Source organism: Aureimonas endophytica (assembly GCF_014642635.1).
In the GTDB taxonomy this organism is placed as follows: Bacteria; Pseudomonadota; Alphaproteobacteria; order Rhizobiales; family Rhizobiaceae; genus Plantimonas; species Plantimonas endophytica.
The window spans coordinates 1200779-1223982 of record NZ_BMIQ01000001.1; the positions used below are offsets into that span (position 1 = coordinate 1200779).

A 23204-nucleotide genomic window follows, 5' to 3' on the forward strand; every position below is an offset into this window, starting at 1 on the left:
CCGCCCTCCCCTCGTCCGCTGGAAGGAAGACAATCGATGCAGCGTATCCGGATCGGCATGGTCGGCGGCGGCCAGGGCTCCTTCATCGGCGGCGTGCACCGCATCGCGGCCCGGCTCGACGATCTCTTCGAGCTGAAGGCGGGCGTCCTGTCCTCGGATGCCGGTCGCAACCGCGCCTCGGCCGCCGAGATCGGCATCGCGCCAGAGCGCGCCTATGACACGGTGGCCGCGATGCTGGCCGGCGAGCGCGGGCGGAGCGACGCGATCGAGGCGGTCGTCGTCTGCACGCCGAACCATCTCCACCACACGGCGGCCAAGGCCTGCCTGGAGGCGGGGCTCCATGTCATCTGCGACAAGCCCGTCACCTCGACGCTGGAGGACGCGCTGGACCTGAAGGCGGCGGTCGCCCGGAGCGGCCGCGTCTTCGTCCTCACCCACAACTATACCGGCTATCCGATGGTGCGGCAGATGCGCGAGATGGTGGCGGCGGGCGCCATCGGCGCGCTCCGCCTCGTCCAGTCGGAATATGCGCAGGACTGGCTGACGGAAGCGCAGGAGACGAAGGGCGCCAAGGGAGCCGAATGGCGCACCGATCCGGCGCGCTCTGGCGCCGGCGGCTCGATCGGCGATATCGGCACGCATGCCTACAATCTCGCCGCCTTCGTCACCGGCCGGGAGCCGGCGCGCCTTCTCGCCGATCTCACCTCCTTCGTGCCGGGCCGCCGGCTCGACGACAATGCCGCGATCCTGCTGCGCTATGCCGATGGCGCGAAGGGCATGATCTGGGCGAGCCAGGTGGCGGTCGGCAACGAGAACCACAACACGCTGCGCGTCTATGGCAGCAAGGGCGGCCTCGAATGGGAGCAGGAGAACCCGAACGTCCTCGGCTTCACCCCCTATGGCGAGCCGCGCCGCATCCTGACGCGCGCCGGCCCGGCGGCGACGCCCGGCAATCTCTGGGGCAGCCGCATCCCCTCCGGCCACCCGGAGGGCTTCCTCGAGGCCTTCGCCAATATCTACCGCGCCGCCGCGGCGGCGATCCGGGGCGAAGCGGACGCGCCGGCCTATCCGACGATCGCCGACGGCCTGCGTGGCCTCGCCTTCATCGACGCCTGCGTGCGCTCGAACCGCGAGGGCAATGTCTGGGTCGATCTCGACGCGGGGTGAGCGGCGGGACGGTCTGCGGAAGGCGCGACGAGGGCGGAGGTAAGTTCGCCAGCATCGCGACGCCTTTCCAGCGTCGATCCTCCGCCTGCCTCTAGGCGCACCCGCTGCCTCGGCATAGTCTCAGGTCCATGATTCGGACTACGGCAGGGACGGCACCGACCGTTCCCTTGGATGTCGGCTCCTATACAGCCGCAGAGGCGTCGCGCCTGCTGCGCACCCCCATGCGCAACATTCGCCGATGGATGCTGGGCTATAGCTACGGCCCGCGTGAGGCGCGGCGCTTCTCGCCGCCGCTCTGGCGGTCGCAGCTCTCGATGATCGAGGATCATCTGGAACTCGGCTTCCGCGATCTCATTGAACTGCGCTTCGTCGCCGAGTTCACCAAGGCTGGGCTCGGCATCCTCGCCATCCGCAATTGTCTCGAACATGCCCGCGCCTGTGTCGAAGACGAGCGCCCCTTCTCCACCCGTCGCTTCCGGACGGATGGGAAGACAATCTTTCTGGAGAGCATTCCCGAGGCTGGCGAAGGCGAATTGCTCGACCTGCGAAGTCGCCAATTCGTCTTTCAAAGGATCGTGGAGCGGAGCTTCAAGGATCTGGATATCGAAGACGACGCGGTCACGAGATGGCGGCCGTTCAAGGGAAAAGCGTCGATCGTCATCGATCCCGTCCGGTCGTTCGGGCAACCGATCGTGGCCGCTCATGGGGTGCCGACCATCGTCCTGGCGGATGCCGCGAGGGCGGAAGGGTCGATCGATCGCGTCGCACGCCTTTACGAGATCGAGATCGATCTCGTTCGCGATGCCGTGCGCTTCGAGGAAAGTCTGATCGCGGCGTGAAATTCGTGATCGACGAGAACCTGTCGAAGGCGCTGGCGAAAGCCCTCGCCGCCATCTTCGAAGCCGATCACGAGATCATTCATATTCGCGATAAACTCGGCCCGGCGACGCCGGACTTGGCATGGATGCCGGCCTTCGGCCGAGACGGGAGCTGGATCGTCATTTCCGGCGATCGCCGCATCCGAAGAAATCAAGCCGAACACGCGGCCTTCCAGCAGTCGCGCCTGATCGGCTTCTTTCTGTGCCGCCAGAGCTTCGAAATGCCGGTCCGAAAGCAGCTGATCCGCCTTCTGACGATCTGGCCCGAGATCGAAATCCAGGCTCGGCTCGTGCAGCCCGGCGCGATGTTCGAAATTCCCGAAAAGAGTCCGCGCTTTCGCGCACTGCGAATTGTCACGGATACTGGAGCGGGCGATGGGAATCGAACCCACGACATTCAGCTTGGGAAGCTGACGTTCTACCTCTGAACTACGCCCGCGCCGGTGAGAGACCTAGCCGAAAGACGCGAGGCTGACAAGCCGGAGCGGCGTCCCGCTTGTCAGCCTCGCTTCGGCCGGCCGGCGGGCGCGGCGCCGAGCGCTTGCGCGACGGCCGCGAGGATCTCGGTCCTCGTCGCCGTGGCCGGAATCTCGGCCAGGGGGATGCCCGCCCGTTGCAGGGCGAGGCGCTTGACCGCCATGCGATCCTCGGCATCGCCCGACAGATCGTGGCCCGTCCCGTGATATTCGACCACCAGTCGCGGATAGCCCTGCCCGTCGACCAACAGGAAATCGACGCGCTTGCTGTTGTACGAGCTGAAGGCCGCGCGCCCGAGGCGGTCGTCGCTCTCGGATGCGGTCTTCACGAAGGCGCCCATCGCGACCTCGAAGGAGAGGCGCCAGTCCGGCCGATGATCGCCGATCCAATCTTCCAGCGCGTAGAGAACCCGCACCGCCTCGCCGTTGACGGGGCGTACCGCGCGCAATCGGCTCTGCCCGACGAAGCGCAGCTGGTTCTCGGTCCGGGCGAGATCGTTGCGCGCGCGATCGCGCCGGCGCCGCGCGGCCCGCAGAAGCAGGAGAAGCGCGACGGCGCCGATGACGAGAAGCAGAGCGCCCGTGGTCGGCTCCATGCCTCGTTCCTCGCGATCGCGCTCCGGCGGTTCGAAAGGCGCCGCCGCGTCAGACGAAATGCTTGGAGAGCTTCAGCCCCTGCGCCTGGTAGTTGGAGGAAAGGCTCGCGCCATAGACGCGGTCGGGCAGCGCCGCCATCCGCTCGTAGACGAGACGGCCGACGATCTGGCCGTGTTCGAGGATGAAGGGAACCTCGCGGCTGCGCACTTCCAGAACGGCGCGGCTGCCGGTGCCGCCCGCCGCCGAATGGCCAAAGCCCGGATCGAAGAAGCCAGCATAATGGACGCGGAACTCGCCGACCAGCGGGTCGAAGGGCGTCATCTCGGCGGCGAAACCGGGCGGCACATGCACCGCCTCGGCGGAGACGAGGATGTAGAATTCGTCCGGGTCGAGCACCAGTTCGCCCGGCCGCGACAGGCGCAGCGGCTCCCAGAAGTCGAGGACGGCATGATCCGCCTTGCGGTCGACATCAACGACGCCGGTATGGCGCTTGCCGCGATAGCCGACGAGGCCGCTCGCATCCCCGGCGAGATCGATGGTGAGCGCGATGCCGCCGCCCGAGATGTTCGGATCGGCCGCGTCGACCAGCCGCTCGGCATCGTGCAGGCTCTTCAGCTCCGTCTCGCCGAGCAGGGCCCCCGCCCCCTTGCGGAAGCGGATCTGGTTGAGGCGCGAGCCGCTGCGCAGGACGATCGGAAAGGTGCGCGGGCTGATCTCGATATAGAGCGGGCCGCGATAGCCCGCCGGCACCTTGTCGAATTCCTGCGCGCCGTCGGTGAGGAGCCGGGTGAAGATGTCGAGCCGGCCCGTGGAGGATTTCGGATTGGCGGCCGCCGCGAGATCGGCGGGCAGCGCGAGGCTCTCCATCAGGGGCACGAGGTAGACGCAGCCGGTTTCCAGCACCGCGCCCTCGGTGATGTCGATCTCGTGCAGCGCGAAGCGCTTCAGCTTCTCCGCGACGGAGACGCCCCGCCCCGGCAGGAAGCTCGCCCGGATGCGGTAGGCCTTCGCGCCGAGGCGAAGATCCAGGCTCGCCGGCTGGATCTGGCCTTCGTCCGGCACTTTCGGAGCGGCGATGGCGGAGGCGGCGAAGAGCGCCGCGATCTCGCGATCCGGCAGGATGCCGCTCAATTCCCCCGCCATTCGCGCAAGCTCCCGCCGACCGATGCTCAATGAATCCTGCGCTGGTCTAAAGTTGGAATTGACGCCTGTCCATGGCGGGTCTATGGGTCCCGCGAATTTAAGGTTCCGTGGTGATTTGGCCGGTCGGCTTGCAGCCACGTTAAACAAGTCGCTAAAGGGCCGTTCCGAAAGCGTCATGCTTTTTGACCGGTCGTGCCGCGAGGCGAGACGGCCGGTCTGTTTCCGCGCGCCGACATGGCCGCGGATCGACGCGAGAGGAGTGTCCCATGCCGATCGAGAACGAATCCAAGCGCCGCTTCCGCCCGGCGACGGACATGGTTCACGGCGGCACCATGCGCTCCGGCTTCGGGGAGACCTCCGAGGCCCTGTTCCTGACGCAGGGCTTCGTCTACCCCTCCGCCGAGGCGGCCGAGGCGCGCTTCAAGGGCGAGGAGCCGGGCTTCATCTATTCCCGCTACGGCAACCCGACGACGCGGATGTTCGAGGAGCGGATGATCGCGCTGGAAGGCGCGGAGGATGCCCGCGCCACCGCCTCCGGCATGGCCGCCGTCACCGCCGCCCTGCAATGCCAGGTGAAGGCCGGCGACCACATCCTCGCCGCGCGCGCGCTCTTCGGCTCCTGCCGCTACGTGATCGAGACGATGCTCGGCCGGCTCGGCGTCACCTCCACCTTCATCGACGGGCGCGATCTGGCGCAATGGCGAGCGGGCGTCCGGCCGGAAACGCGCGTCTTCTTCATGGAGACGCCGACCAATCCGACGCTCGAAGTGATCGACATCGCCGCCGTCGCGGCGATCGCCCGCGATGCCGGGGCGAAGCTCGTCGTCGACAATGTCTTCGCGACGCCGATGCAGCAGAAGCCGCTGGAGCTCGGCGCCGACGTCGTCGTCTATTCGGCCACCAAGCATATCGACGGCCAGGGCCGCTGTCTCGGCGGCGTCATCCTGTCGAGCCAGGAATGGATCGACGACAACCTGCACGAATTCTTCCGCCATACCGGGCCGTCGCTCTCGCCCTTCAATGCCTGGACGCTGCTGAAGGGCCTCGAGACGCTGCCGCTGCGCGTCGCCCAGCAGACGGCGAACGCCGCGCGCCTCGCCGACCGGCTGGCGGCATCGGACAAGGTGGCGAAGGTGCTCTATCCCGGCCGCGCCGACCATCCCGACGCGGCGATCATCCGGCGGCAGATGACGGGCGGCTCGACCCTCCTCGCCTTCGAGCTCGCCGGCGGCAAGGAGGCGGCCTTCCGCTTCTCGAACGCGCTGGAGGTGATCAAGATCTCCAACAATCTCGGCGACGCGAAGAGCCTCATCACCCATCCGGCGACGACGACGCACAAGAACCTCACGCCGGACGTGCGGGCCGAGCTCGGCATTTCGGACGGCATGCTGCGCCTGTCGGCCGGCATCGAGGATGGCCACGATCTCGTCGAGGACATCGAGGCGGCGCTGGCGACGCTCTGACGCCGGCGGCCGAAGCGACGGGCGCGCGACCATTCGCGGCGCCGCCCGTCGAAACGGTTGCATTTTGCGCGTCTTCGGGTCTGTTCTCCGCCGACCGGCCGAACGGCCGCTTCGGTCGCGGCGAGGACAGGAAGAGGCGAAGGATGTACAAGGCGACGACGCGCGGCATCACGGTCAGCGTGACGCCCGCCTATCTGGAAGGGCAGTCCGATCCCGAGGCCGGCCGCTGGGTCTGGGCCTATACGATCGCGATCGAGAATGGCGGCACCGAGACGGTGCAGCTGCGCGCCCGCCATTGGCGCATCACCGACGCCCATGGCCATGTCGAGGACGTGCGCGGCGCGGGCGTCGTCGGCGAGGAGCCGGTGATCCCGCCCGGCGACAGTTTCACCTATACGTCCGGCTGCCCGCTGCCGACGCCTTCGGGCTTCATGCAGGGCAGCTATCGCATGGAGGGCGAGGACGGTTCGAGCTTCGACATCGCCGTGCCGCCCTTCTCGCTCGACCTGCCGGACATGGCGCGTGTCCTCAACTGAGGCGGCCCGACGCCCCGCCTGCGGCCGGATCGTCGTCCTCAACGGGGCGCCGCGCTCCGGCAAGACGAGTCTGGCCCGCGCGATGCAGCAATCGCTCGACGGGATCTGGATCCATCTCGGCACCGACGTGATGATGGCGGCGATCCCGGAGCGGCTGAGGCCCGGCATCGGCCTGCGCCCCGGCGGCGAGCGGCCGGATCTCGAACCCCGCCTCCCCCGCCTCTACGCGGCGCTCTACGATACGCTCGCCGCCCATAGCCGGCAGGGCTTCGATGTCGTCACCGATCTCGGCCATCACGACCACTATTCGCGCCCGCTCGGCATCCTGCCCGCCTGCGCCCGCCGCCTCGCCGGCCTGCCGGCATTCCTGATCGGCCTGCGCGCGCCGCTGGCGGCCATCCTGGAGCGCCGCCGCGCGGCGGGCGGGCCCTATCTCGCTCCGGCCGACGGCGAGCCGGTGCCGGCGCCGATCGCGCTCTGGCAGGAGGCGGTGCACCAGCCCGGCCTCTACGATCTCGAGCTCGATACGGCGCGGCTCGCGCCGGAGGCGGCGGCGCAAGCGGTCGGCCGGCTTCTCGCCGCGCCGCCAGCGGGACCGCGGGCCTTCGAGCGGCTCGCCCAGCTCTGAGCGCTCAGTCCTCCGCGAATTCCTCCGGCGCGAAGCTGTAATGCTGGCCGCAGAATTCGCAGGTCACGTCGATCCGCCCGTCCTCGACGGACTCGGCGATCTCCTCCGCCGTGAAGCTCGACAGCACGCCCTTGATCTTCTCGCGCGAGCACGAGCAGTCGTCGAGCATCGGCGTCGCCTCGAAGACGCGCACGCCGCGCTCGTGGAAGAGGCGGAACAGCAGCCGCTCGACGCCGACTTCGGGATCCGTCAGCTCGGACGGATGGACGGTGCCGACGAGCGACTTCACCTCCGCCCAGGCATCGTCCACCGGCAGGCCGGCGCCGAGATCGGCGCCTTCCGGCGCGTCGCCGCCCGGCAGGTCCGGCTGGCGCATCCGCTCCGGCGCCTCGGGCAGGAACTGGGCGATCAGGCCGCCGGCGCGCCAGCCTTGGCGGAAGCCGCCGCCGGCCTCGCGCCGCCGGAGCGTCGCGACCGCCAGACGCACCGTCGTCGGAATCTGTTCGGACTGGCGGAAATAGCTTTCCGCCACGGCTTCGAGCCCGGTGCCGTTCAGCTCCACGATGCCCTGATAGCGCTGCATGTGCTCGCCCTGGTCGACGGTGAGCGCCAGAATGCCGGTGCCGAGAAGCTCGGCCGGAGCAGCCTGTCCCGCCGCTTCGGCCGCAGCCAGTCGCTCGGCGTCGAATCTCGCATAGGCGCGCACGCTGGACGGCGTCGAGAGATCGACCACCAGAAGGTCGACCGGCCCGTCGGTCTGCGCCTGGGCGATGAACTTGCCGTCGAATTTCAGCGAGGCGCCGAGCAGCACCGTCAGGACGATCATCTCGGCAAGCAGCGCCGCGACCGCCGGCGGATAGGCATGGCGGGCAAGGATCGAATCCAGCATCGGCCCAAGCTGCACCGCGCGCCCGCGCGAATCCAGCGCCTCCACGGTGAAGGGGACGACCGCGTCGTCCCCCGCGAAGCCGAATTCCCCGAGGTGTGGGATCTCGCCCTCAGCCATTCCGGGACACCTCGCCGAAGCACCAGGCGAGAATCGATTTCTGCGCATGGAGCCGGTTCTCGGCCTCGTCGAAGACGACCGATTGCGGCCCGTCGATCACCTCGTCCGTCACCTCCTCGCCGCGATGGGCCGGCAGGCAGTGCATGAACAGGGCCTGCGGATCGGCATGGGCCATCAGGCGCTCGTTTACCTGATAGGGGGCGAAGACATTGTGGCCGCGCGCCAGATGTTCCTTGCCCATCGACACCCAGGTGTCCGTGACGACGCAGTCGACGCCCGCCACCGCCGCGACCGGATCGGCGGTGGTGGTGATCGACGCCCCCTCGCCGCGCGCCCGGGCGATCCGCTCGGCATCGGCCTCGGAGCCTTCCGGCGTCGCGATGCGCAGCGAGAATCCGAAGCGGCTGGTCGCCTCGATGATCGAGTTCAGGACGTTGTTGCCGTCGCCGACCCAGGCGAAGGTGCGGCCCTTCACCGGCCCGCGCTTCTCCTCGAAGGTCATGAGATCGGCCATGATCTGGCAGGGATGCGTGTCGTCCGTCAGGCCGTTGATCACCGGCACCGTCGCGAATTCGGCCATTTCGAGCAGGCGGTCATGGGTCGTCGTGCGGATCATGATCGCATCGACATAGCGCGACAGGACGCGCGCGGTATCGGCGATCGTTTCGGCACGACCGAGCTGCATCTCCGAACCCGACAGGAACAGCGTCTCGCCGCCGAGCTGGCGCATGGCGACGTCGAAGGAGACGCGGGTGCGGGTCGAGGGTTTGTCGAAGATCATCGCCAGCACCCGGCCGGCAAGCGGCTTGGCGCCGCCGCGTCCCTCGCCCTTGCGGCGGATCGCGTCGGCGATGATCGCGGCGAGCTCGTCGCCCGGCAGGGCGGCGAGATCGATGAAATGCCGGGGGGCGGCCGTCGTGTCGCTTCTCACGCCAGCCTCACGCCGTCTTCCGGGCGGTCGCGGCGGACAGGCTGGCGATCGCGCCCTCCATCCGCTCCATGCCCTCGCGCACATCCTCGGCCGAGATGATCAGCGGCGGCAGCAGGCGCACCACATTGTCGCCGGCCGGCACCGCCAGCATGCCGTGCTGGCGCATCGCCGCAATCAGTTCGCCATTCGGCACCACGGCCTTGACGCCGAGCAGCAGCCCTTCGCCGCGAATGTCCGACACGACGTCGGGATAACGGTCGAGCATGCCGGCCAGCGCCTGCTTGATCTGCAGGGAGCGCTCGCGGACATTGTCCATGAAGCCTTCGGCCAGCACCACGTCGAGCACGGCATTGCCGACTGCCATGGCCAGCGGATTGCCGCCATAGGTCGTGCCGTGCGTGCCGGTGGTCATGCCGGCCGCCGCCTCGGCGGTGGCGAGGCAGACGCCGAGCGGGAAGCCGCCGCCGATGCCCTTGGCGACGGCCATGATGTCCGGCCGCACATCCGCCCATTCATGGGCGAAGAGCCGCCCGGTGCGGCCGGTGCCGCATTGCACCTCGTCGAGGATCAGAAGCAGGCCCTCGCGGTCGCAGAGCTCGCGCAAGCTGCGCAGCATCTCGCGCGGCACCACGCGGATGCCGCCCTCGCCCTGGATCGGCTCGATCAGGATTCCCGCCGTTTCCGGGCCGATCGCGGCGGCCAGCGCCTCCTTGTCGCCGAAGGGCACCTGGTCGAAGCCCTCGACCTTCGGGCCGAAGCCTTCGAGATATTTCGCCTGGCCGCCGGCCGCGATCGTCGCCAGCGTGCGGCCGTGGAAGGCGCCCTCGAAGGTGACGATGCGGAAGCGCTCCGGCCGGCCGTTGACATAATGGTAGCGCCGCGCCGTCTTGATCGCGCATTCGAGCGCTTCCGCGCCCGAATTGGTGAAGAAGGCCTTGTCGGCGAAGGTCGCCGCCGTCAGCCGCTCGGCGAGCCGGATCTGGCCCGGAATCTCGACGAGGTTCGAGACGTGCCAGACCTTCTCGGCCTGCGCCTTCAGCGCCTCGACGAGATGCGGGTGGACATGGCCGAGCGAGGACACCGCGACGCCGCCGGCGAAATCCAGATAGCGCGTGCCGTCCTCGGCGATCAGCCAGACGCCCTCGCCTCGCTCGAAGCGCACGGCGGCCCTCGCATAGGTTCCGTAGAGGGGCGAAGAACTGTCGGGAGCAACGGACATTGCGGCACTCGTTTCGTGGCACGGGATCGGCGGACCCTGTCCGGCCAGGCCATCGCAACGGACCGGCCGGACGAATCCGGACCCTGAAAGATCGAAAGCCTGCCGCGCGGGCAGGCTTCGTCAGACCGGGCATCGCGAGGGCGCGGACACCTTGTCAGCCCGCGCGCGCGTTTCCTATACCATGCCGAAACGCGCGCTTGTCAACGCGAAGGCGGCAAATCCATGGCCGTTTCGCCCGGCTCGGAGCACGCACAAGCTGGGGAAAAGGAAATTTTCGATTCGCTCTTGCCGCGTTGCACACTTGTCACGGAGTCGTGCGATAGGCTAGATTCATTAACATACTAGATTTCGTGTGGCGGACCAATACAGGCAATATATCTAGCAGCTTCCTCGCATTCGGCGGGAAAGTCCGGCTTGTATTGCCCCTTCCGCCGCTTGAGCAGGAGCCTTGCATGAGCTGGACCGATGAGCGCGTCGAACTTCTGGCGAAGTTGTGGGGCGAGGGTCTCAGCGCGAGCCAGATCGCCAGCCAGCTCGGCGGCGTGACGCGCAACGCGGTGATCGGCAAGGTCCATCGCCTGAAGCTCGAAACGCGGGTGAAGGTGGCGGGCGCCGCCGAACTGGTGCGCCCGGCGCTGGCCGCCGAGCCGGTGATGGTGGAGGAAAGCGTCGAGGTGGCGACGGCGCAGGTCCTTCAGATGCAGACGAGCCTGCGCAGCGCGGCGCGGGGTGGCGGCGTGCAGGGAGCGACGGCGTTCAAGATGGAAGAACCCGACGATCTCGATCTCGACATCGAGCCGGAGGCGCCCCGGGCGCCGGGCGAGGTGGTGCCCATCGCCCGCAACCTCACGCTGGTGCAGCTGACCGAGCGCACCTGCAAATGGCCGCTCGGCGATCCCCTGTCGCCCGACTTCCGCTTCTGCGGCAATCATTCGGACGATTCCTCGCCCTATTGCCAATATCACGCCCGGATCGCCTTCCAGCCGGCCTCCGAGCGCCGCCGCATCCGCTGAGGCGGAAAGCGGCGCCGCTGGTCGGCGGCCGGTGCGAGATCACGAGACGAAACCAAGGCGCGTCCCGACCGGGGCGCGCCTTTCTTCATGACGTGCCGATCGATGTAGTTGCGCCTCGAAATCCAGCGCCGGCCGATCGAGCGGGTTCGTTCCACTTGGTCCAGAACCCCTCTGCCTCGTCCCTTCAGTGGAAAGGCTTGTACCGGCGCGCTTGTGCATTGATCCTTGCTGCCTCCGTCTCAGCGTCGTCGTGCCGGGCCCGACCCGGCAACGGTGTTGAAGGGTCAAGGCCGGAATGACGAAGCGACGAAGAAGGCAGCGAGGATCAACGCATGAGCGCGGCGGCACGACGGAAAGCGTCCGAGCAACGCTCCGAAACGAGCCCCTCCCCGCCCCGAAACACGAAAGGCCGCCGGATGTGCCGGCGGCCTTCGCGTCTTTTCCAGCAGGACCGCGCCTCAGGCGGGCACGGAACTGCTCTTGCTGGCGGGGCGCGACTGGAGGAAGGTCTCGTCCAGCGCATAACCGGCACCGCGCACGGTGCGGATCGGATCGCGCTCGCGGCCGCGATTGATGGCCTTGCGCAGGCGCCCGACATGGACGTCGACGGTGCGCTCGTCCACATAGACGTCGCGGCCCCAGACGCCGTCGAGCAGCTGCTCGCGCGAGAAGACGCGGCCCGGCGACTGCATCAGGAATTCCAGTAGGCGGAACTCGGTCGGGCCGAGCCGGATCTCGCGCCCCGAGCGATGCACGCGGTGCGACTGCCGGTCGAGATCGATGTCGCCGGCCGACAGGCGTCCGGAGATGCGCTCCGGCCGGGCGCGGCGCAGCATGGCCCGCACCCGCGCCATGAGTTCCGGCGTCGAGAAGGGCTTCACCACATAGTCGTCGGCGCCGACCGACAGGCCGCGCACGCGCTCCGATTCCTCGCCGCGCGCCGTCAGCATGATGATCGGCAGATCCTGCGTCTCCATCCGCGTCCGCAGCCGGCGGCAGAGCTCGACGCCGGACAGGCCCGGCAGCATCCAGTCCAGGATCAGGAGATCCGGCACTTCCTCCTTCAGCCGCATATCGGCCTCGTCGCCGCGCATGATCGCGTCGACGACATAGCCCTCGCTCTCCAGATTGTAGCGCAGGAGGATGGAGAGCGCCTCCTCGTCCTCGACGACGGCGATCCGCGCGGCCATGTCCTCAGGCTCCGAGATCGGCCGCCGGCTTGCCGCCTTCGGCCGTCATGGTCGCGGTGCGGTCGTCCTTCGGCCGGTCGAGCCCCATCTGCTCGCCGGTCTTGATGTAGTAGATGGTCTCGGCGATGTTGGTCGCGTGGTCGCCGATGCGCTCGATGTTCTTGGCGCTGAACAGGAGATGCGTGCAGGCGGTGATGTTGCGCGGATCTTCCATCATATAGGTGAGAAGCTCGCGGAAGATCGACGTATACATCGCGTCGATCTCCTCGTCCCGGGCGCGGATGCTCTCGGCGCGGCGATGGTCGCGGCTGGCATAGGAGTCCAGCACTTCCCGCAGCTGTTCCAGCGCCAGATCCGACAGATGCTCGATGCCGCGCACGAGCTGCACCGGCTGCTGGTGCTCCGTCACCGCCACGACGCGCTTGGCGATGTTCTTGCCGAGATCGCCGATGCGCTCGAGATCGTTGGAAATGCGGATCGCGCCGACGATCTCGCGCAGGTCCTGCGCCATCGGCTGACGCTTGGCGATGGTCATGATCGCCCGCTCGTCGAGCTCGCGCTGCGCCGTGTCGAGGATGATGTCGTCGGCCACCACCGAATGGGCGAGGCTCGCATCGTTCTTGATCAGGGCCGAGACGGCGCGCTCGACTTGGCTCTCGGCCTGGCCGCCCATCTCCGAGATGCGGCGGACGATGAACTTCAATTCCTGGTCGTAGGATGTGACGATATGCTCGTCCATGGCGCTTTCCTCCTGCCGGTCGCCTGTCCGCTCAGCCGAAGCGGCCGGTAATGTAGTCCTGGGTGCGCTTGTCGTCGGGATTCTGGAACATCTTCTCCGTCGGCCCGACCTCCGCGATGTTCCCGAGATGGAACATGGCGGTGATCTGGCTGACGCGCGCCGCCTGCTGCATCGAATGGGTGACGATGACGATCGTGTAGTTCTGCTTCAGCTCGTCGATGAGTTCCTCGACGCGCGCCGTGGCGATCGGATCGAGCGCCGAACAGGGCTCGTCCATCAGGATCACTTCCGGCGACACGGCGATGGCGCGGGCGATGCAGAGACGCTGCTGCTGGCCGCCGGACAGGCCCGTGCCGGCCTCGTGCAGGCGGTCCTTGATCTCCTCGAAGAGACCGGCGCGCTTGAGGCTGGAGACGACGATCTCTTCCAGATCGGTCTTCGACTTCGCGAGGCCGTGGATGCGCGGCCCATAGGCGATGTTGTCGAAGATCGACTTCGGGAAGGGATTGGGCTTCTGGAACACCATGCCGACGCGGGCGCGCAGTTCCACGACGTCGATCGCCGGATCGTAGATGTCCTCGCCATCGAGCGTGATCTTGCCGCCGACCTTGGCGCCCTCGACCGTGTCGTTCATGCGGTTGAGGCAGCGCAGGAAGGTCGACTTGCCGCAGCCCGACGGACCGATCAGCGCCGTCACCTGCTTTTCCGCGACATTCAGCGAGACGCCGTGCAGCGCCTGCTTCGGGCCGTAATGGACCGTGACGGCCTCGCCCTTCATCTTGACTTTGTGCTCGGCCTGCACGGGACCACTCCTGACTGCCGGGGTAATGGAGGATGCGTTCTGCAGCATGGACGGAGTCTCCGGCTCTACCAGCGACGCTCGAACCGGCGGCGCAGCAGCACCGCGGACAGGTTCATCAGCGCGAGGAACACAAGAAGGATCATGATGGCGCCCGAGGTGCGTTCCACGAAGGCGCGCTCGGCCTCGTTGGCCCACATGTAGATCTGCACCGGCAGCGCCGTCGAGGGATCGAGGGGCGTCGTCGGATAGTTGGCGACGAAGGCCACCATGCCGATGAGCAGCAGCGGCGCCGTCTCGCCCAGCGCGTGGGCGAGGCCGATGATCGTGCCGGTGAGGATGCCCGGCACCGCCAGCGGCAGGACGTGATGGAACACCATCTGCATCTTCGAGGCGCCGAGGCCGAGGGCGGCGGCGCGGATCGAGGGCGGCACCGCCTTCAGCGCGGCGCGGGTGGCGATGATGATCGTCGGCAGCGTCATCAGCGTCAGCACGAGGCCGCCGACCAGCGCCGCCGAGCGCGGCAGGCCGAACCAGTTCACGAAGACCGCGAGGCCGAGGAGACCGTAGACGATCGAGGGCACCGCCGCGAGATTGTTGATGTTCACCTCGATGAAGTCGGTGAAGCGGTTCTTCGGCGCGAACTCCTCCAGATAGATCGAGGCGGCGACGCCGATCGGCAGCGACAGGACGAGGACGATCATCATCATCGTGAAGGAGCCGACGATGGCGACGCCGACGCCCGCCGTCTCGGCGCGGCTGGAGGCGCCGTTGGTGATCAGGCCCCAGTTGAAGCGCTGCTGGAGCAGCCCCTTCTCGCGCAACTCGTTGATCCAGGCGAGCTGGCGGTCGTTGATCGGCCGGCGGCTTTCCTCGACCGAGAGGTCGAACTGGCCCTTGACGGCGCTGTCCACCTCGCTCGCCGCCGGCACCCAGACGTCGCGCGTCTGGCCGATGGCGGTGAGATCGCCCATCACCACGTCGCGCAGGCTGGTCCGCGCGCCCTGGCTGACGAGCTTCTGCGCGTCGCGCAGCGCGGCGCGGTCGCCGGCATCGATGCCGAGCACGCCGGCGATCGCGTCCTGGGCGAGCTTCGGATAGTTGGCGGTCGTCAGCGCCCGCTCGTCCTTCCCGCCGGTATTCTTCGGATCGACGATCTGCTGGCTGAAGGTGATCGGCAGGCGGAGCTCGGTCTGCCAGAAGGCGGTATAGCCCTTCGAGACCACGCTCCACAGCAGCAGCGCCAGGAAGATCAGGCCGATGGCGATGGCGGCGGCGCCGTAGAAGCGGAAACGGCGTTCGGCGGCATAGCGCTTGCGCAGCCCGATGTCGCGGCGGCTCGCGGGGCGAGCGGCGGACATCCCCGACTGGATGCTCGCATCGGTCATTCGTACTGCTCCCGATACTTACGCACGATATAAAGGGCGAAGATGTTGAGAAGGAGGGTGATGGCGAAGAGCGTGATGCCGAGCGCGAAGGCGACCAGCGTCTGGGGCGAGTTGAATTCGAGGTCGCCCGTCAGCTGATTGACGATCTTGACCGTGACGGTGGTCATCGCCTCGAAGGGATTGATCGTCAGCCGCGCCGCGACGCCGGCGGCGAGCACCACGATCATCGTCTCGCCGATGGCGCGCGAGGCGGTGAGGAGGATGGCGCTGACGATGCCCGGCAGCGCCGCCGGCAGCACCACCTTCTTGATCGTCTCGGAGCGCGTCGCGCCGAGGCCGAGCGAGCCGTCGCGCAGCGAACGCGGCACGGCGGTGATGATGTCGTCGGAGAGCGAGGACACGAAGGGGATGAGCATCACGCCCATCACCAGGCCGGCGGTGAGGATGCTCTGGCCCTGGATGAAGGGCGCGTAGTCGCCGGTGGCGAGCCCGGCGATCTCGGCCGAGATGTCGCGCAGGAAGGGCCCGACCGTGATGAGGGCGAAGAAGCCGTAGACGATGGTCGGGATGCCGGCCAGGACCTCGAGCAGCGGCTTCACCACCGAGCGCACGCGCCGGTCGGCATATTCGGCCATGTAGACGGCCGCGAGGAGGCCCGTCGGCACCGCGAAGAGCATGGCGACGGCGGCGATGTAGAGCGTGCCGGCGAGAAGCGGGATCAGGCCGAACTGGCCGGAGGCGCCGCCCGAGCCCGCCGCCGCGAAGCGCGGATCCCAGACCGTGCCGAAGAAGAAGGACTGCGGCGAGACGTGGCGGAAGAACTCGATCGCCTCGAAGAGCATCGAGCAGATGATGCCGACCGTCGTCAGGATCGCCACGAGCGAGCAGAGGATGAGGAGCGAGCGGACGATGAACTCGACATTGTTGCGCGCCCGGAAGCGCACGGCGATCCGCGACAGGCCGAACAGGGCGCCGGCGGCGGCGAGGACGATGGTGACGCCCGCGAGACCGAGCCGCAGCGTCGAGGACAGCTCGTCGGCGCGCAACGCCAGCGGCAGCATGTAGTCTTCCGTGCCCCCGGCCAGCGGGATGCCGCGGCGCTGGAAGACCGGCCCGAGATCGGCCAGCGTCATGGCGCTTGCGGCGGCGCGCTCGTCCGGCGGCAGGAGATCGAGATTGCGACCGAGCTGGTTGACGAGCTCGTAGGAGAGCGGCGGCACCTTGCCGTCCGCATCGAGCGCCGAGGCCGGGAAATGGTTGTGGACATCCGCCGCGACATAGCCCGGCGCCGCCGCCAGCCCGACGAGGAGCAGGACGAGGGCCGGCACGACCGCCAGGCAGAAGACGAAGGCGCCGTGATAGGTGGCGCGCGAATGGAGTTTCGGCCCCCTCGGCCCGCCGACCGCCTCCCGACCGGCGAAGGCCGACGCGCGCCGCGCGCCGGCGATCCAGCCGGCGAGGCCGATCAGGACGATGATCAAGATGATCGCGAATGCGGACACGAGCGAAGGCCCCGATTGCTCTCAGAAAATCTCGACGGGAACGGCCGGCGCCCGAAGGCGCCGGCCGTTCGCCGATCACATAGTCTTGCCGGCGTCGAATTCGGCGCGGAAGCTCTCGCGCTCGGCATCCGGGGCCGGAACGAGGCCGTACTGGGCCAGCGGACCGTCGGGGCCGATCATCTGGTCGGCGAGGAAGAAGTCGACATAGTCCTTGAGGCCCGGCACCACGTCGAGATGCGCCTTCTTCACGTAGAAGAAGAGCGGACGGGAGACCGGATACTTGCCGTTCGAGATGGTCTCAACGGAAGGCACGATGCCGCTGACGGTCGCGACCTTCAGCTTGTCCTGGTTCTGCTCGTAGAAGGCGAGACCGAAGACGCCGACGCCCTGCTTGTTGGAATTGATGCGGGCGAGCGTCTCGGAATAGTCGCCGTCGATATCGACCGCCGCGCCGTCCTTGCGGACCGCGTGGCACTGGGCGGCGGCCGCCTTGGCGTCCATGCCGGCCGCCTTGAAGGCGTCGAGCGCGCCGGTGGCCTTACAGCCCGCGTCGAGCAGCTTGGTCTCGAAGACCTCGCGCGTGCCGTGCTTCTCGCCCGGGATGAAGGCGTTGATCGGCCAGGCCGGGAGCGAGGCGTCGACGTCCTTCCAGGTCTTGGCCGCGTTGTCGACGACCTTGCCGTCCTGGACGACCTTGGCGCCGAGCGCCTTGAAGACCATGTCCGGGGTCAGCTTCCAGTCCGGGCCGGCGGCGTCGGTCGCGAAGACGATGCCGTCATAGCCGAACTTGACTTCCTGGATGTCCTTCACGCCGTTGGCGAGGCAGTTCTTCTTCTCGTCCTCGCTGATCGGACGCGAGGCATTGGCGACGTCGATCGTGTCCGGGCCAACGCCCGAGCAGAACTGCTTGAGGCCGGCGCCCGTGCCGCCCGATTCGACGATCGGGGTCGGGAACTGCGACAGCGTCTCGCCGAAATTCTCCGCGACGATCTGCGCATAGGGAAGAACGGTCGAGGAGCCGGCGATGTGCACCGGACGGGCGCTCTGCGCATAGGCCGTTCCGACGAGGGCAAGCGCGGTGCCGATGGTGAGGCCCGCAAGGCCGCGGATGGTCATGACTTCATCTCCTGGGCGCGTTTCGATCACGAACCGCCGACACGCACGCCGATGGGCGGCTCGGGTTCAACCGGGGGAGTACCGGCTTTCGGGCAAGGTTCTATGACAAGTTCAAAACAGTTGTATGACAGCGCAAAACGCTGACATCGCTGCTATTTTTTCCTTATCGGAAAAAGCACGGAAAAGGCCGATCCCATGCCCGGCTCCGACCAGATGACGAGTCGCGCCGAATGCCGCAGGAGAATGTTGCGGACGATGGAGAGGCCGAGCCCCGTGCCGCGCTTGGCGCGGGAGGATTCGACGTTCACGCGGTAGAAGCGTTCGGTAAGGCGCGGCACATGCTCGGCCGCGATGCCCGGACCGAAATCGCGCACCGTCGCGCGGATCGTTCGCGGCTCGCCCGGCTCGAACGCGAGCGACAGGAGGACCCGCTCGCCGCTCGCCCCGTATTTGCAGGCATTCTCGATGAGGTTGGAGAAGACCTGCACCAGTTCGTCATGTTCGCCCTGGACGACGTAGTCGCCGGGTTCGACCTCGAGCTCCGCCGTGACGCCGCTGTCCTCCAGGACGGGCTCCAAGAGGTGGCGCACGTCCTCGAGCAGTTCCACGAGATCCACCGTATGGCCCGGCGCCGGCGGCCGCTTCATCTCGATCTGCGACAGCGACAGGAGATCGTCGATGAGGCGCGACATGCGCGCCGCCTGTTCGCGCATTATGGCGAGGAAGCGCTCCCGTGCCGCCTGGTCGTCGCGCGCCGGACCCTGCAGCGTCTCGATGAAGCCGATCAGCGAGGAGAGCGGCGTGCGCAGCTCGTGGCTGGCATTGGCGACGAAATCGGTGCGCATGCGCTCGATCCGCCGCTCGGCCGTGCGGTCGCGGAACAGAAGCAGGAAACGGCTCGGCGCGCCGCCGCCGGCCTGCGCGAGGGGTAGGACATCGACCGCCCAGGCGAGACCGGAGGCCCGGTTCTCGGCGAGGCTGGCCTTGCCTCCGCCCTCCGTCGCGATCGCCTCCTCGAGGGCAGCCAGGAATTCCGGCGCGCGGAAGCGCAGCGAGATGGCCTCGCCGACGATCAGCGTGCCGAAGGCCCGCAGTGCCGCCGGATTGCCGTGATGCAGCTGGAGCGTGGCGTCGACGACCAGCGCCGGCTCCGGCAGGGCGTCGACCACCGTCTCGGTGCCGGCGGCGAAGCGCGTTTCCCGCGCGGCCTCGCTCGCGACGGCGGCGCGGGCCGCCTTCGCGCCGCGTCGCGGCAGAAGACAGGCCGCGACGCCGAGGCCGGCAATGGCGGCGGGCGCCAGCCAATGGGCGGAAGCGGGCGCCACGGCGAGAAGCGCCGGGCCGGACACCGCGACGACGAGGGCTCGCGCCAGGGGCACGCCCTCGATGCCGCCGGGCGGCCGGTCGCGCGCCCCGCCGGTTTCGGTCGATGGAGATTGCGACATGGGAAAGGGGCTAAGCCGTTCAGATCGTCTGGCGGTTGAGGCGTATCGCGTAGAGGTCGAGAGCCGCGGCGTCGGTGGCCGGCATCGGCGCGATCTCGAAACGGCCGCCCGAGGCGCCGGGTGGCAAGGCGAGATCGAAGGCGAAGCTCTCGCTGGCCCTGGCGGTGGTGAAGACCTGCCGGCCGCAGCGGTCGGCGCCGTCGACCACGCAGCGGATGGCGAAGGAGCGCGCCGCGCCGTCGGGCGAGCCGGCCGTGACCTCCACCGTCACCGAACGGCCGCGAATGTCCGGCAGGACCCCGCGCCCGACCGCGACCGTCATCACCGAATCGCCGCTGGCCGCCGGGGTGAAGCGCAGACCGGCCTGGCCGGTGCCGCTCTCATCCATGGCCTCCATCCGCCCGCCCGTCGGCGTCGCCACGGCATCGAGGCGCCGGCCGTCGAAGAGTTCGATCCAGCGCGGTCCCGTCGCCTCGGCCGCCGTGCCGGAGGCCGAGGCGCCGCCGAGCACCAGCCAGGCGCAGACCGCCAGGATCACCGCCGCGACGAGGCCGATGACGAGGAAGCGCCGCAACTGGGCGCCGCTGCGCGCCGTCGCCCGTTCCTCCGCCTCCATGCCCCGCGCGCGGGGCGACGGCCGGACGGGCTCCTCGACCTCGTCCTCGCCGTCCGGCGCGCCGACGGCCATGGCGACCGGCCCGCCATGCGGCGAGCGGCCCTCCGTCTCGCCGAAGACCGGATGCAGCGGCACCTCGCCGTCGCGCGCGTCCTCCGCCGCATCGCCGATCTCGTCGGCCGGATGGGCGGCATAGGCATGGACATCGGCATAGGCCGGGTCGAGCGAGAGTTCCGGGTCGTGCTGGGCCGGGCCGTCCTCGGCGAAGCCCGCCGCCGTCTGGCGTTCGTAGAACTCGTCCTCGATGCGGTTGATCGTCTCGGCGAGCCGGGTGCGCTGGGCATGGGCGGCGCCGTCGTCGAGCCCCTTGCCCGCCAGCATCCGCTCCAGCGCCCGCTCGGAGGCCGAATAGATCGATTCGCGGAAGGCCGGGTCGGTCGGATCGCCGGCTTCGAGCGCGCGCCGCAGACTTTTCTCCATCGCGCTCATCACGGGCTCAGCCATGCTCCGCCTCCATTCCAGGGTCTCCGGCCCCCGCCGCCCGCGCGGCGAAGCCGGCCGCGACTTTACTTTGCCGCGACGCCCTCAATCTTGCCTCGCACGGCGCGCCGCTTCGCGCCAGCCTCCTCGGTCGCAGAACGGGTCCGCATCATGGCGCCATCGCAAGCCGGCTTCAGGCCAACGCAGCACCCGATAGCAAACCACGGCGTGATCGGCGACATGCGAACGCTGGCCCTCGTGGCGCAGGACGGCACGATCGACTTCTTCTGCCATCCCAACATCGATTCGCCGACGCTCTTCGCCTCGCTCCTCGACGCGGAGAAAGGCGGCTTCTTCCGCCTCGCCGTCGACGACGGCGCGACGATGAAGCATCGCCAGATCTATCTGCCCGACACCAACATCCTGATCACCCGCTTTCTCGGCGAGGACGGCATCGGCGAGGTCGAGGACTTCATGCCGCTCGACGGCTCGGGCCGAATCATCCGCTCGGCCCGCGCGATTCGCGGCCGCCTCACCTTCAACGTCGCGCTGCGGCCCCGTCCCCGCTACGCCCTCGCCCATGTCCAGCTGCGGGAGGTGCGCGGCGGCGTCTCGATCCATTGGAGCGAGGGCGGCGAGAGCCATTCGCTTCACGTCCATTCCAACATCCCGCTGCGGATCGAGGGCGACATGATCCTCGGCGAGGCGACGGTCGGCGAGGACGAGCCGCTCCATGTCGTGCTCTGCCCCGGCCGGCACGAGACGCATATCGACGAGGACTATGTCCGCGCCTCCTTCAAGGAGACGCGCGCCTTCTGGCATCGCTGGGTCGCCTCGGGGCAATATCCCACCTATTGGCGGGAGCTCGTGGTGCGCTCGGCGCTGACGCTGAAGCTCCTCACCTCGGCGAAATACGGCTCCATCGCGGCCGCCGCGACCTTCAGCCTGCCGGAGGCGATGGGCGGCGAGCGCAACTGGGACTATCGCTTCTGCTGGATCCGCGACGCGGCCTTCACGCTCTACTCGCTCTCCCGCCTCGGCTATCACGACGAGACCGGCGCCTTCGTCACCTTCCTGATGCAGCACGCGATCGAGCACGATGCCGACCGCATGCAGATCATGTACGGCATGGACGGGCGCAAGGAGCTCACCGAGACCGAGCTCGACCATCTGTCCGGCTTCGGCGATTCGAAGCCGGTGCGGATCGGCAATGCCGCCTATACCCAGGTCCAGATGGACATCTATGGCGAGCTCATGGATGCCCTCTACATTTCAGCCAAGGCGCGGGGCAAGCCGCCCTATGCCGTCTGGGATCGGCTCGAACGGCTGCTGGACTGGCTGGCGGAGAACTGGCGCCAGCCCGACATGGGCATCTGGGAAAGCCGGGGCGAGCCGCGCGAATATCTCTCCTCGCGGCTGATGTGCTGGGTGGCGCTCGACCGGGGCCTGCGCCTCGCCGCGCGGGAATCGCTGTCGGGCGACGTCAACCGCTGGCGCGCCGAGCGCAACGCCATCCAGAAGTCGCTGCTCACCGAATTCTGGAACGAGGAGATCGGCGCCTTCACCCAGTTCAAGGGCGCGCGCGGGCTCGACGCGGTCGTGCTTCTGATGCCGCTGGTGCGCTTCATCAACCCGCACGATCCGAAATGGATCTCGACGCTGAAGGTGGTGCGGCGCGAGCTCGTCCACGACTGCCTCGTGCAGCGCTACAAGAATCTCGGCGAGAATTCCGATGGCCTGAGCGGCCAGGAAGGCGCCTTCACCACCTGTTCCTTCTGGTATGTCGAGGCGCTGGCCCGCTCGGGCTTCGTTTCGGAGGCGCGCTTCATGTTCGAGAAGCTGCACGCCTATGCCAACCATCTCGGGCTCTATTCCGAGGAACTCTCCGCGACGGGCGACCATCTCGGCAATTTTCCGCAGGCCCTCACCCATCTGTCGCTGATTTCGGCCGCCGTCTGGCTCGATCGCTCGCTGACCGGCCGCCGCACCGATCCCGACAACGTGCAGTTCCAGAATATCGAGGACATCGATGACTATTTCAGCAGGACTTGACCTTTCCGGCCAGACGGCGATCGTCACCGGCGCCTCCACCGGCATCGGCGAGGCCTCGGCGGTGGAACTCGCCCGAGCCGGCGCGAACATCGTCGTCAATCACCGCGATTCGCACGACGACGCGGCCGACACGGTGGCGAAGGTCGAGGCGCTCGGCCGTCGCGCCGTCGCCATCCAGGCCGATGTCTCGAAGGAGGACGAGGTGATCCGCCTCTTCGCGGAGGCGGAGAGCGCCCTCGGCCCGGTCGACATCGTCTTCTCCAATGCCGGCCGGCAGAAGGACGCCAAGATCGGCGACATGACGCTGGACGACTGGAAGGCCGTCATCGACGTCAATCTCACCGGCGCCTTTCTCATCGGGCGCGAGGCGATCAAGCATTTCCGCAACAAGGGCCTGCGCGAGGAGGTCAGCCGCGCCAGGGGCAAGCTGATCTTCAATTCCTCCGTGCACCAGATCATCGCCTGGGCCTTCCACGTGAACTACGCGGCCTCGAAGGGCGGCATCCACATGCTGATGCAGTCGCTGGCGCAGGAAGTCTCCTGCGAGAAGATCCGGGTGAATTCGGTGGCGCCGGGCGCGATCGCCACGGCGATCAACGCGGCGGAGCGCGAACGCAACCTCGCCGGCATGCTCAAGCTCATCCCCTATGGCCGCGTCGGCGAGCCGGAGGATGTCGGCCGCGCCGTCGCCTGGCTGGCCTCGGACGCGGCGGATTACGTGGTCGGCCAGACGATCTTCGTCGACGGCGCCATGACCCTCTATCCGGAATTCCGGGGCAACGGCTGAGCCGTCGCCCCTTTTCGATCACGCCGAAGCGGG

21 protein-coding genes, 1 tRNA gene, 1 pseudogene and 1 riboswitch are annotated in these 23204 nt (G+C 68.2%); of the genes and pseudogenes, 9 read left to right on the forward strand and 14 right to left on the reverse strand.

Translation table 11 applies throughout. From position 1 onward, the window contains the following. The first annotated feature begins 36 nt into the window (after positions 1-36). The 3 genes and pseudogenes from IEY14_RS06025 to IEY14_RS25845 form a co-directional block, all read left to right on the forward strand. Positions 37-1167 carry a Gfo/Idh/MocA family protein gene (locus IEY14_RS06025; RefSeq protein WP_188907257.1) on the forward strand — a complete coding sequence of 377 codons (1131 nt, stop codon included), beginning with the start codon at positions 37-39 and terminating at the stop codon, positions 1165-1167. A 242-nt stretch (positions 1168-1409) separates the two neighbouring features. Next, positions 1410-2006 carry a DUF433 domain-containing protein gene (locus tag IEY14_RS06030; RefSeq protein ID WP_244639311.1) on the forward strand — a complete coding sequence of 199 codons (597 nt, stop codon included), beginning with the start codon at positions 1410-1412 and terminating at the stop codon, positions 2004-2006. A 5-nt stretch (positions 2007-2011) separates the two neighbouring features. Next, a pseudogene (locus tag IEY14_RS25845) lies at positions 2012-2188 on the forward strand (PIN-like domain-containing protein); the annotation flags it as partial. Between the two features lie 221 nt (positions 2189-2409). On the opposite strand, the gene IEY14_RS06040 reads toward IEY14_RS25845, so the two are convergent. The 3 genes from IEY14_RS06040 to IEY14_RS06050 form a co-directional block, all read right to left on the reverse strand. Next, a tRNA-Gly gene (locus IEY14_RS06040) sits at positions 2410-2484 on the reverse strand. A 60-nt stretch (positions 2485-2544) separates the two neighbouring features. Beyond that, entirely contained in the window at positions 2545-3117 is a 573-nt protein-coding gene (locus IEY14_RS06045) for a DUF2726 domain-containing protein (RefSeq protein WP_188907259.1), read from the reverse strand. Positions 3118-3166: 49 nt separating this feature from the next. Beyond that, positions 3167-4261 (reverse strand): 2'-deoxycytidine 5'-triphosphate deaminase, encoded by a 1095-nt coding sequence (locus IEY14_RS06050; RefSeq protein ID WP_188907260.1) that lies wholly within the window; start codon positions 4259-4261, stop codon positions 3167-3169. Positions 4262-4358: 97 nt separating this feature from the next. Next, a riboswitch (SAM riboswitch) is annotated at positions 4359-4436 on the forward strand. Positions 4437-4527: 91 nt separating this feature from the next. Between IEY14_RS06050 and IEY14_RS06055 the strand changes: the two genes are divergently transcribed. The 3 genes from IEY14_RS06055 to IEY14_RS06065 all read left to right on the forward strand — a co-directional run bounded on the left by IEY14_RS06055 (position 4528) and on the right by IEY14_RS06065 (position 6888). After that, complete coding sequence (locus tag IEY14_RS06055) at positions 4528-5724, forward strand: O-succinylhomoserine sulfhydrylase (RefSeq protein WP_188907261.1); 1197 nt, start codon at positions 4528-4530, stop codon at positions 5722-5724. Between the two features lie 143 nt (positions 5725-5867). Further along, a complete protein-coding gene (apaG, locus tag IEY14_RS06060; protein WP_188907262.1) occupies positions 5868-6260 on the forward strand; it encodes a Co2+/Mg2+ efflux facilitator ApaG/CorD in 393 nt (130 codons plus the stop codon). Further along, complete coding sequence (locus tag IEY14_RS06065; RefSeq protein ID WP_188907263.1) at positions 6247-6888, forward strand: chloramphenicol phosphotransferase CPT family protein; 642 nt, start codon at positions 6247-6249, stop codon at positions 6886-6888. The genes apaG and IEY14_RS06065 overlap by 14 nt, the downstream gene beginning before the upstream one ends. A gap of 4 nt (positions 6889-6892) precedes the next feature. Here IEY14_RS06065 and IEY14_RS06070 read toward each other — a convergent pair whose 3' ends face one another. The 3 genes from IEY14_RS06070 to IEY14_RS06080 are packed head-to-tail and all read right to left on the reverse strand — an operon-like array spanning position 6893 to position 10044. Beyond that, entirely contained in the window at positions 6893-7894 is a 1002-nt protein-coding gene (locus IEY14_RS06070; RefSeq protein WP_188907264.1) for an Hsp33 family molecular chaperone, read from the reverse strand. Further along, positions 7887-8825, reverse strand: a complete 939-nt coding sequence (gene argF / locus IEY14_RS06075; protein ID WP_244639312.1) for an ornithine carbamoyltransferase — start codon at positions 8823-8825, stop codon at positions 7887-7889. Before argF ends, IEY14_RS06070 begins: the two co-directional genes overlap by 8 nt. Before the next feature lie 7 nt (positions 8826-8832). Next, positions 8833-10044: an aspartate aminotransferase family protein gene (locus IEY14_RS06080; RefSeq protein ID WP_188907266.1), complete on the reverse strand. Its 1212-nt coding sequence runs from the start codon at positions 10042-10044 to the stop codon at positions 8833-8835. A gap of 452 nt (positions 10045-10496) precedes the next feature. Here IEY14_RS06080 and IEY14_RS06085 point away from each other — a divergent pair, with 452 nt between their 5' ends. After that, positions 10497-11057, forward strand: a complete 561-nt coding sequence (locus IEY14_RS06085; RefSeq protein WP_188907267.1) for a GcrA family cell cycle regulator — start codon at positions 10497-10499, stop codon at positions 11055-11057. Between the two features lie 458 nt (positions 11058-11515). Here IEY14_RS06085 and phoB read toward each other — a convergent pair whose 3' ends face one another. The 8 genes from phoB to IEY14_RS06125 form a co-directional block, all read right to left on the reverse strand. Further along, entirely contained in the window at positions 11516-12247 is a 732-nt protein-coding gene (phoB, locus tag IEY14_RS06090) for a phosphate regulon transcriptional regulator PhoB (RefSeq protein ID WP_188907268.1), read from the reverse strand. Between the two features lie 4 nt (positions 12248-12251). Further along, a complete protein-coding gene (phoU, locus tag IEY14_RS06095) occupies positions 12252-12986 on the reverse strand; it encodes a phosphate signaling complex protein PhoU (protein WP_188907269.1) in 735 nt (244 codons plus the stop codon). A 31-nt stretch (positions 12987-13017) separates the two neighbouring features. Continuing rightward, a complete protein-coding gene (gene pstB, locus IEY14_RS06100; RefSeq protein WP_244639349.1) occupies positions 13018-13764 on the reverse strand; it encodes a phosphate ABC transporter ATP-binding protein PstB in 747 nt (248 codons plus the stop codon). 89 nt (positions 13765-13853) lie between these two features. After that, positions 13854-15173 carry a phosphate ABC transporter permease PstA gene (pstA, locus tag IEY14_RS06105; protein ID WP_188907271.1) on the reverse strand — a complete coding sequence of 440 codons (1320 nt, stop codon included), beginning with the start codon at positions 15171-15173 and terminating at the stop codon, positions 13854-13856. After that, positions 15170-16675 carry a phosphate ABC transporter permease subunit PstC gene (gene pstC, locus IEY14_RS06110; protein ID WP_188907272.1) on the reverse strand — a complete coding sequence of 502 codons (1506 nt, stop codon included), beginning with the start codon at positions 16673-16675 and terminating at the stop codon, positions 15170-15172. Before pstC ends, pstA begins: the two co-directional genes overlap by 4 nt. Before the next feature lie 75 nt (positions 16676-16750). Then, a complete protein-coding gene (locus tag IEY14_RS06115; protein ID WP_373288930.1) occupies positions 16751-17785 on the reverse strand; it encodes a substrate-binding domain-containing protein in 1035 nt (344 codons plus the stop codon). Between the two features lie 158 nt (positions 17786-17943). Next, on the reverse strand, positions 17944-19236 hold the full coding sequence (locus IEY14_RS06120; protein ID WP_188907274.1) for an ATP-binding protein: 1293 nt from the start codon (positions 19234-19236) through the stop codon (positions 17944-17946). Positions 19237-19255: 19 nt separating this feature from the next. Then, positions 19256-20356, reverse strand: coding sequence for a hypothetical protein (locus IEY14_RS06125; protein WP_188907275.1), 1101 nt, complete (start codon positions 20354-20356; stop codon positions 19256-19258). Between the two features lie 147 nt (positions 20357-20503). Here IEY14_RS06125 and IEY14_RS06130 point away from each other — a divergent pair, with 147 nt between their 5' ends. Together IEY14_RS06130 and IEY14_RS06135 are read left to right on the forward strand one after the other, a co-directional pair. Next, entirely contained in the window at positions 20504-22384 is a 1881-nt protein-coding gene (locus IEY14_RS06130) for a glycoside hydrolase family 15 protein (protein ID WP_280515019.1), read from the forward strand. Then, positions 22362-23171, forward strand: coding sequence for an SDR family oxidoreductase (locus IEY14_RS06135; RefSeq protein WP_188907277.1), 810 nt, complete (start codon positions 22362-22364; stop codon positions 23169-23171). Before IEY14_RS06130 ends, IEY14_RS06135 begins: the two co-directional genes overlap by 23 nt. Positions 23172-23204 lie beyond the last annotated feature (33 nt).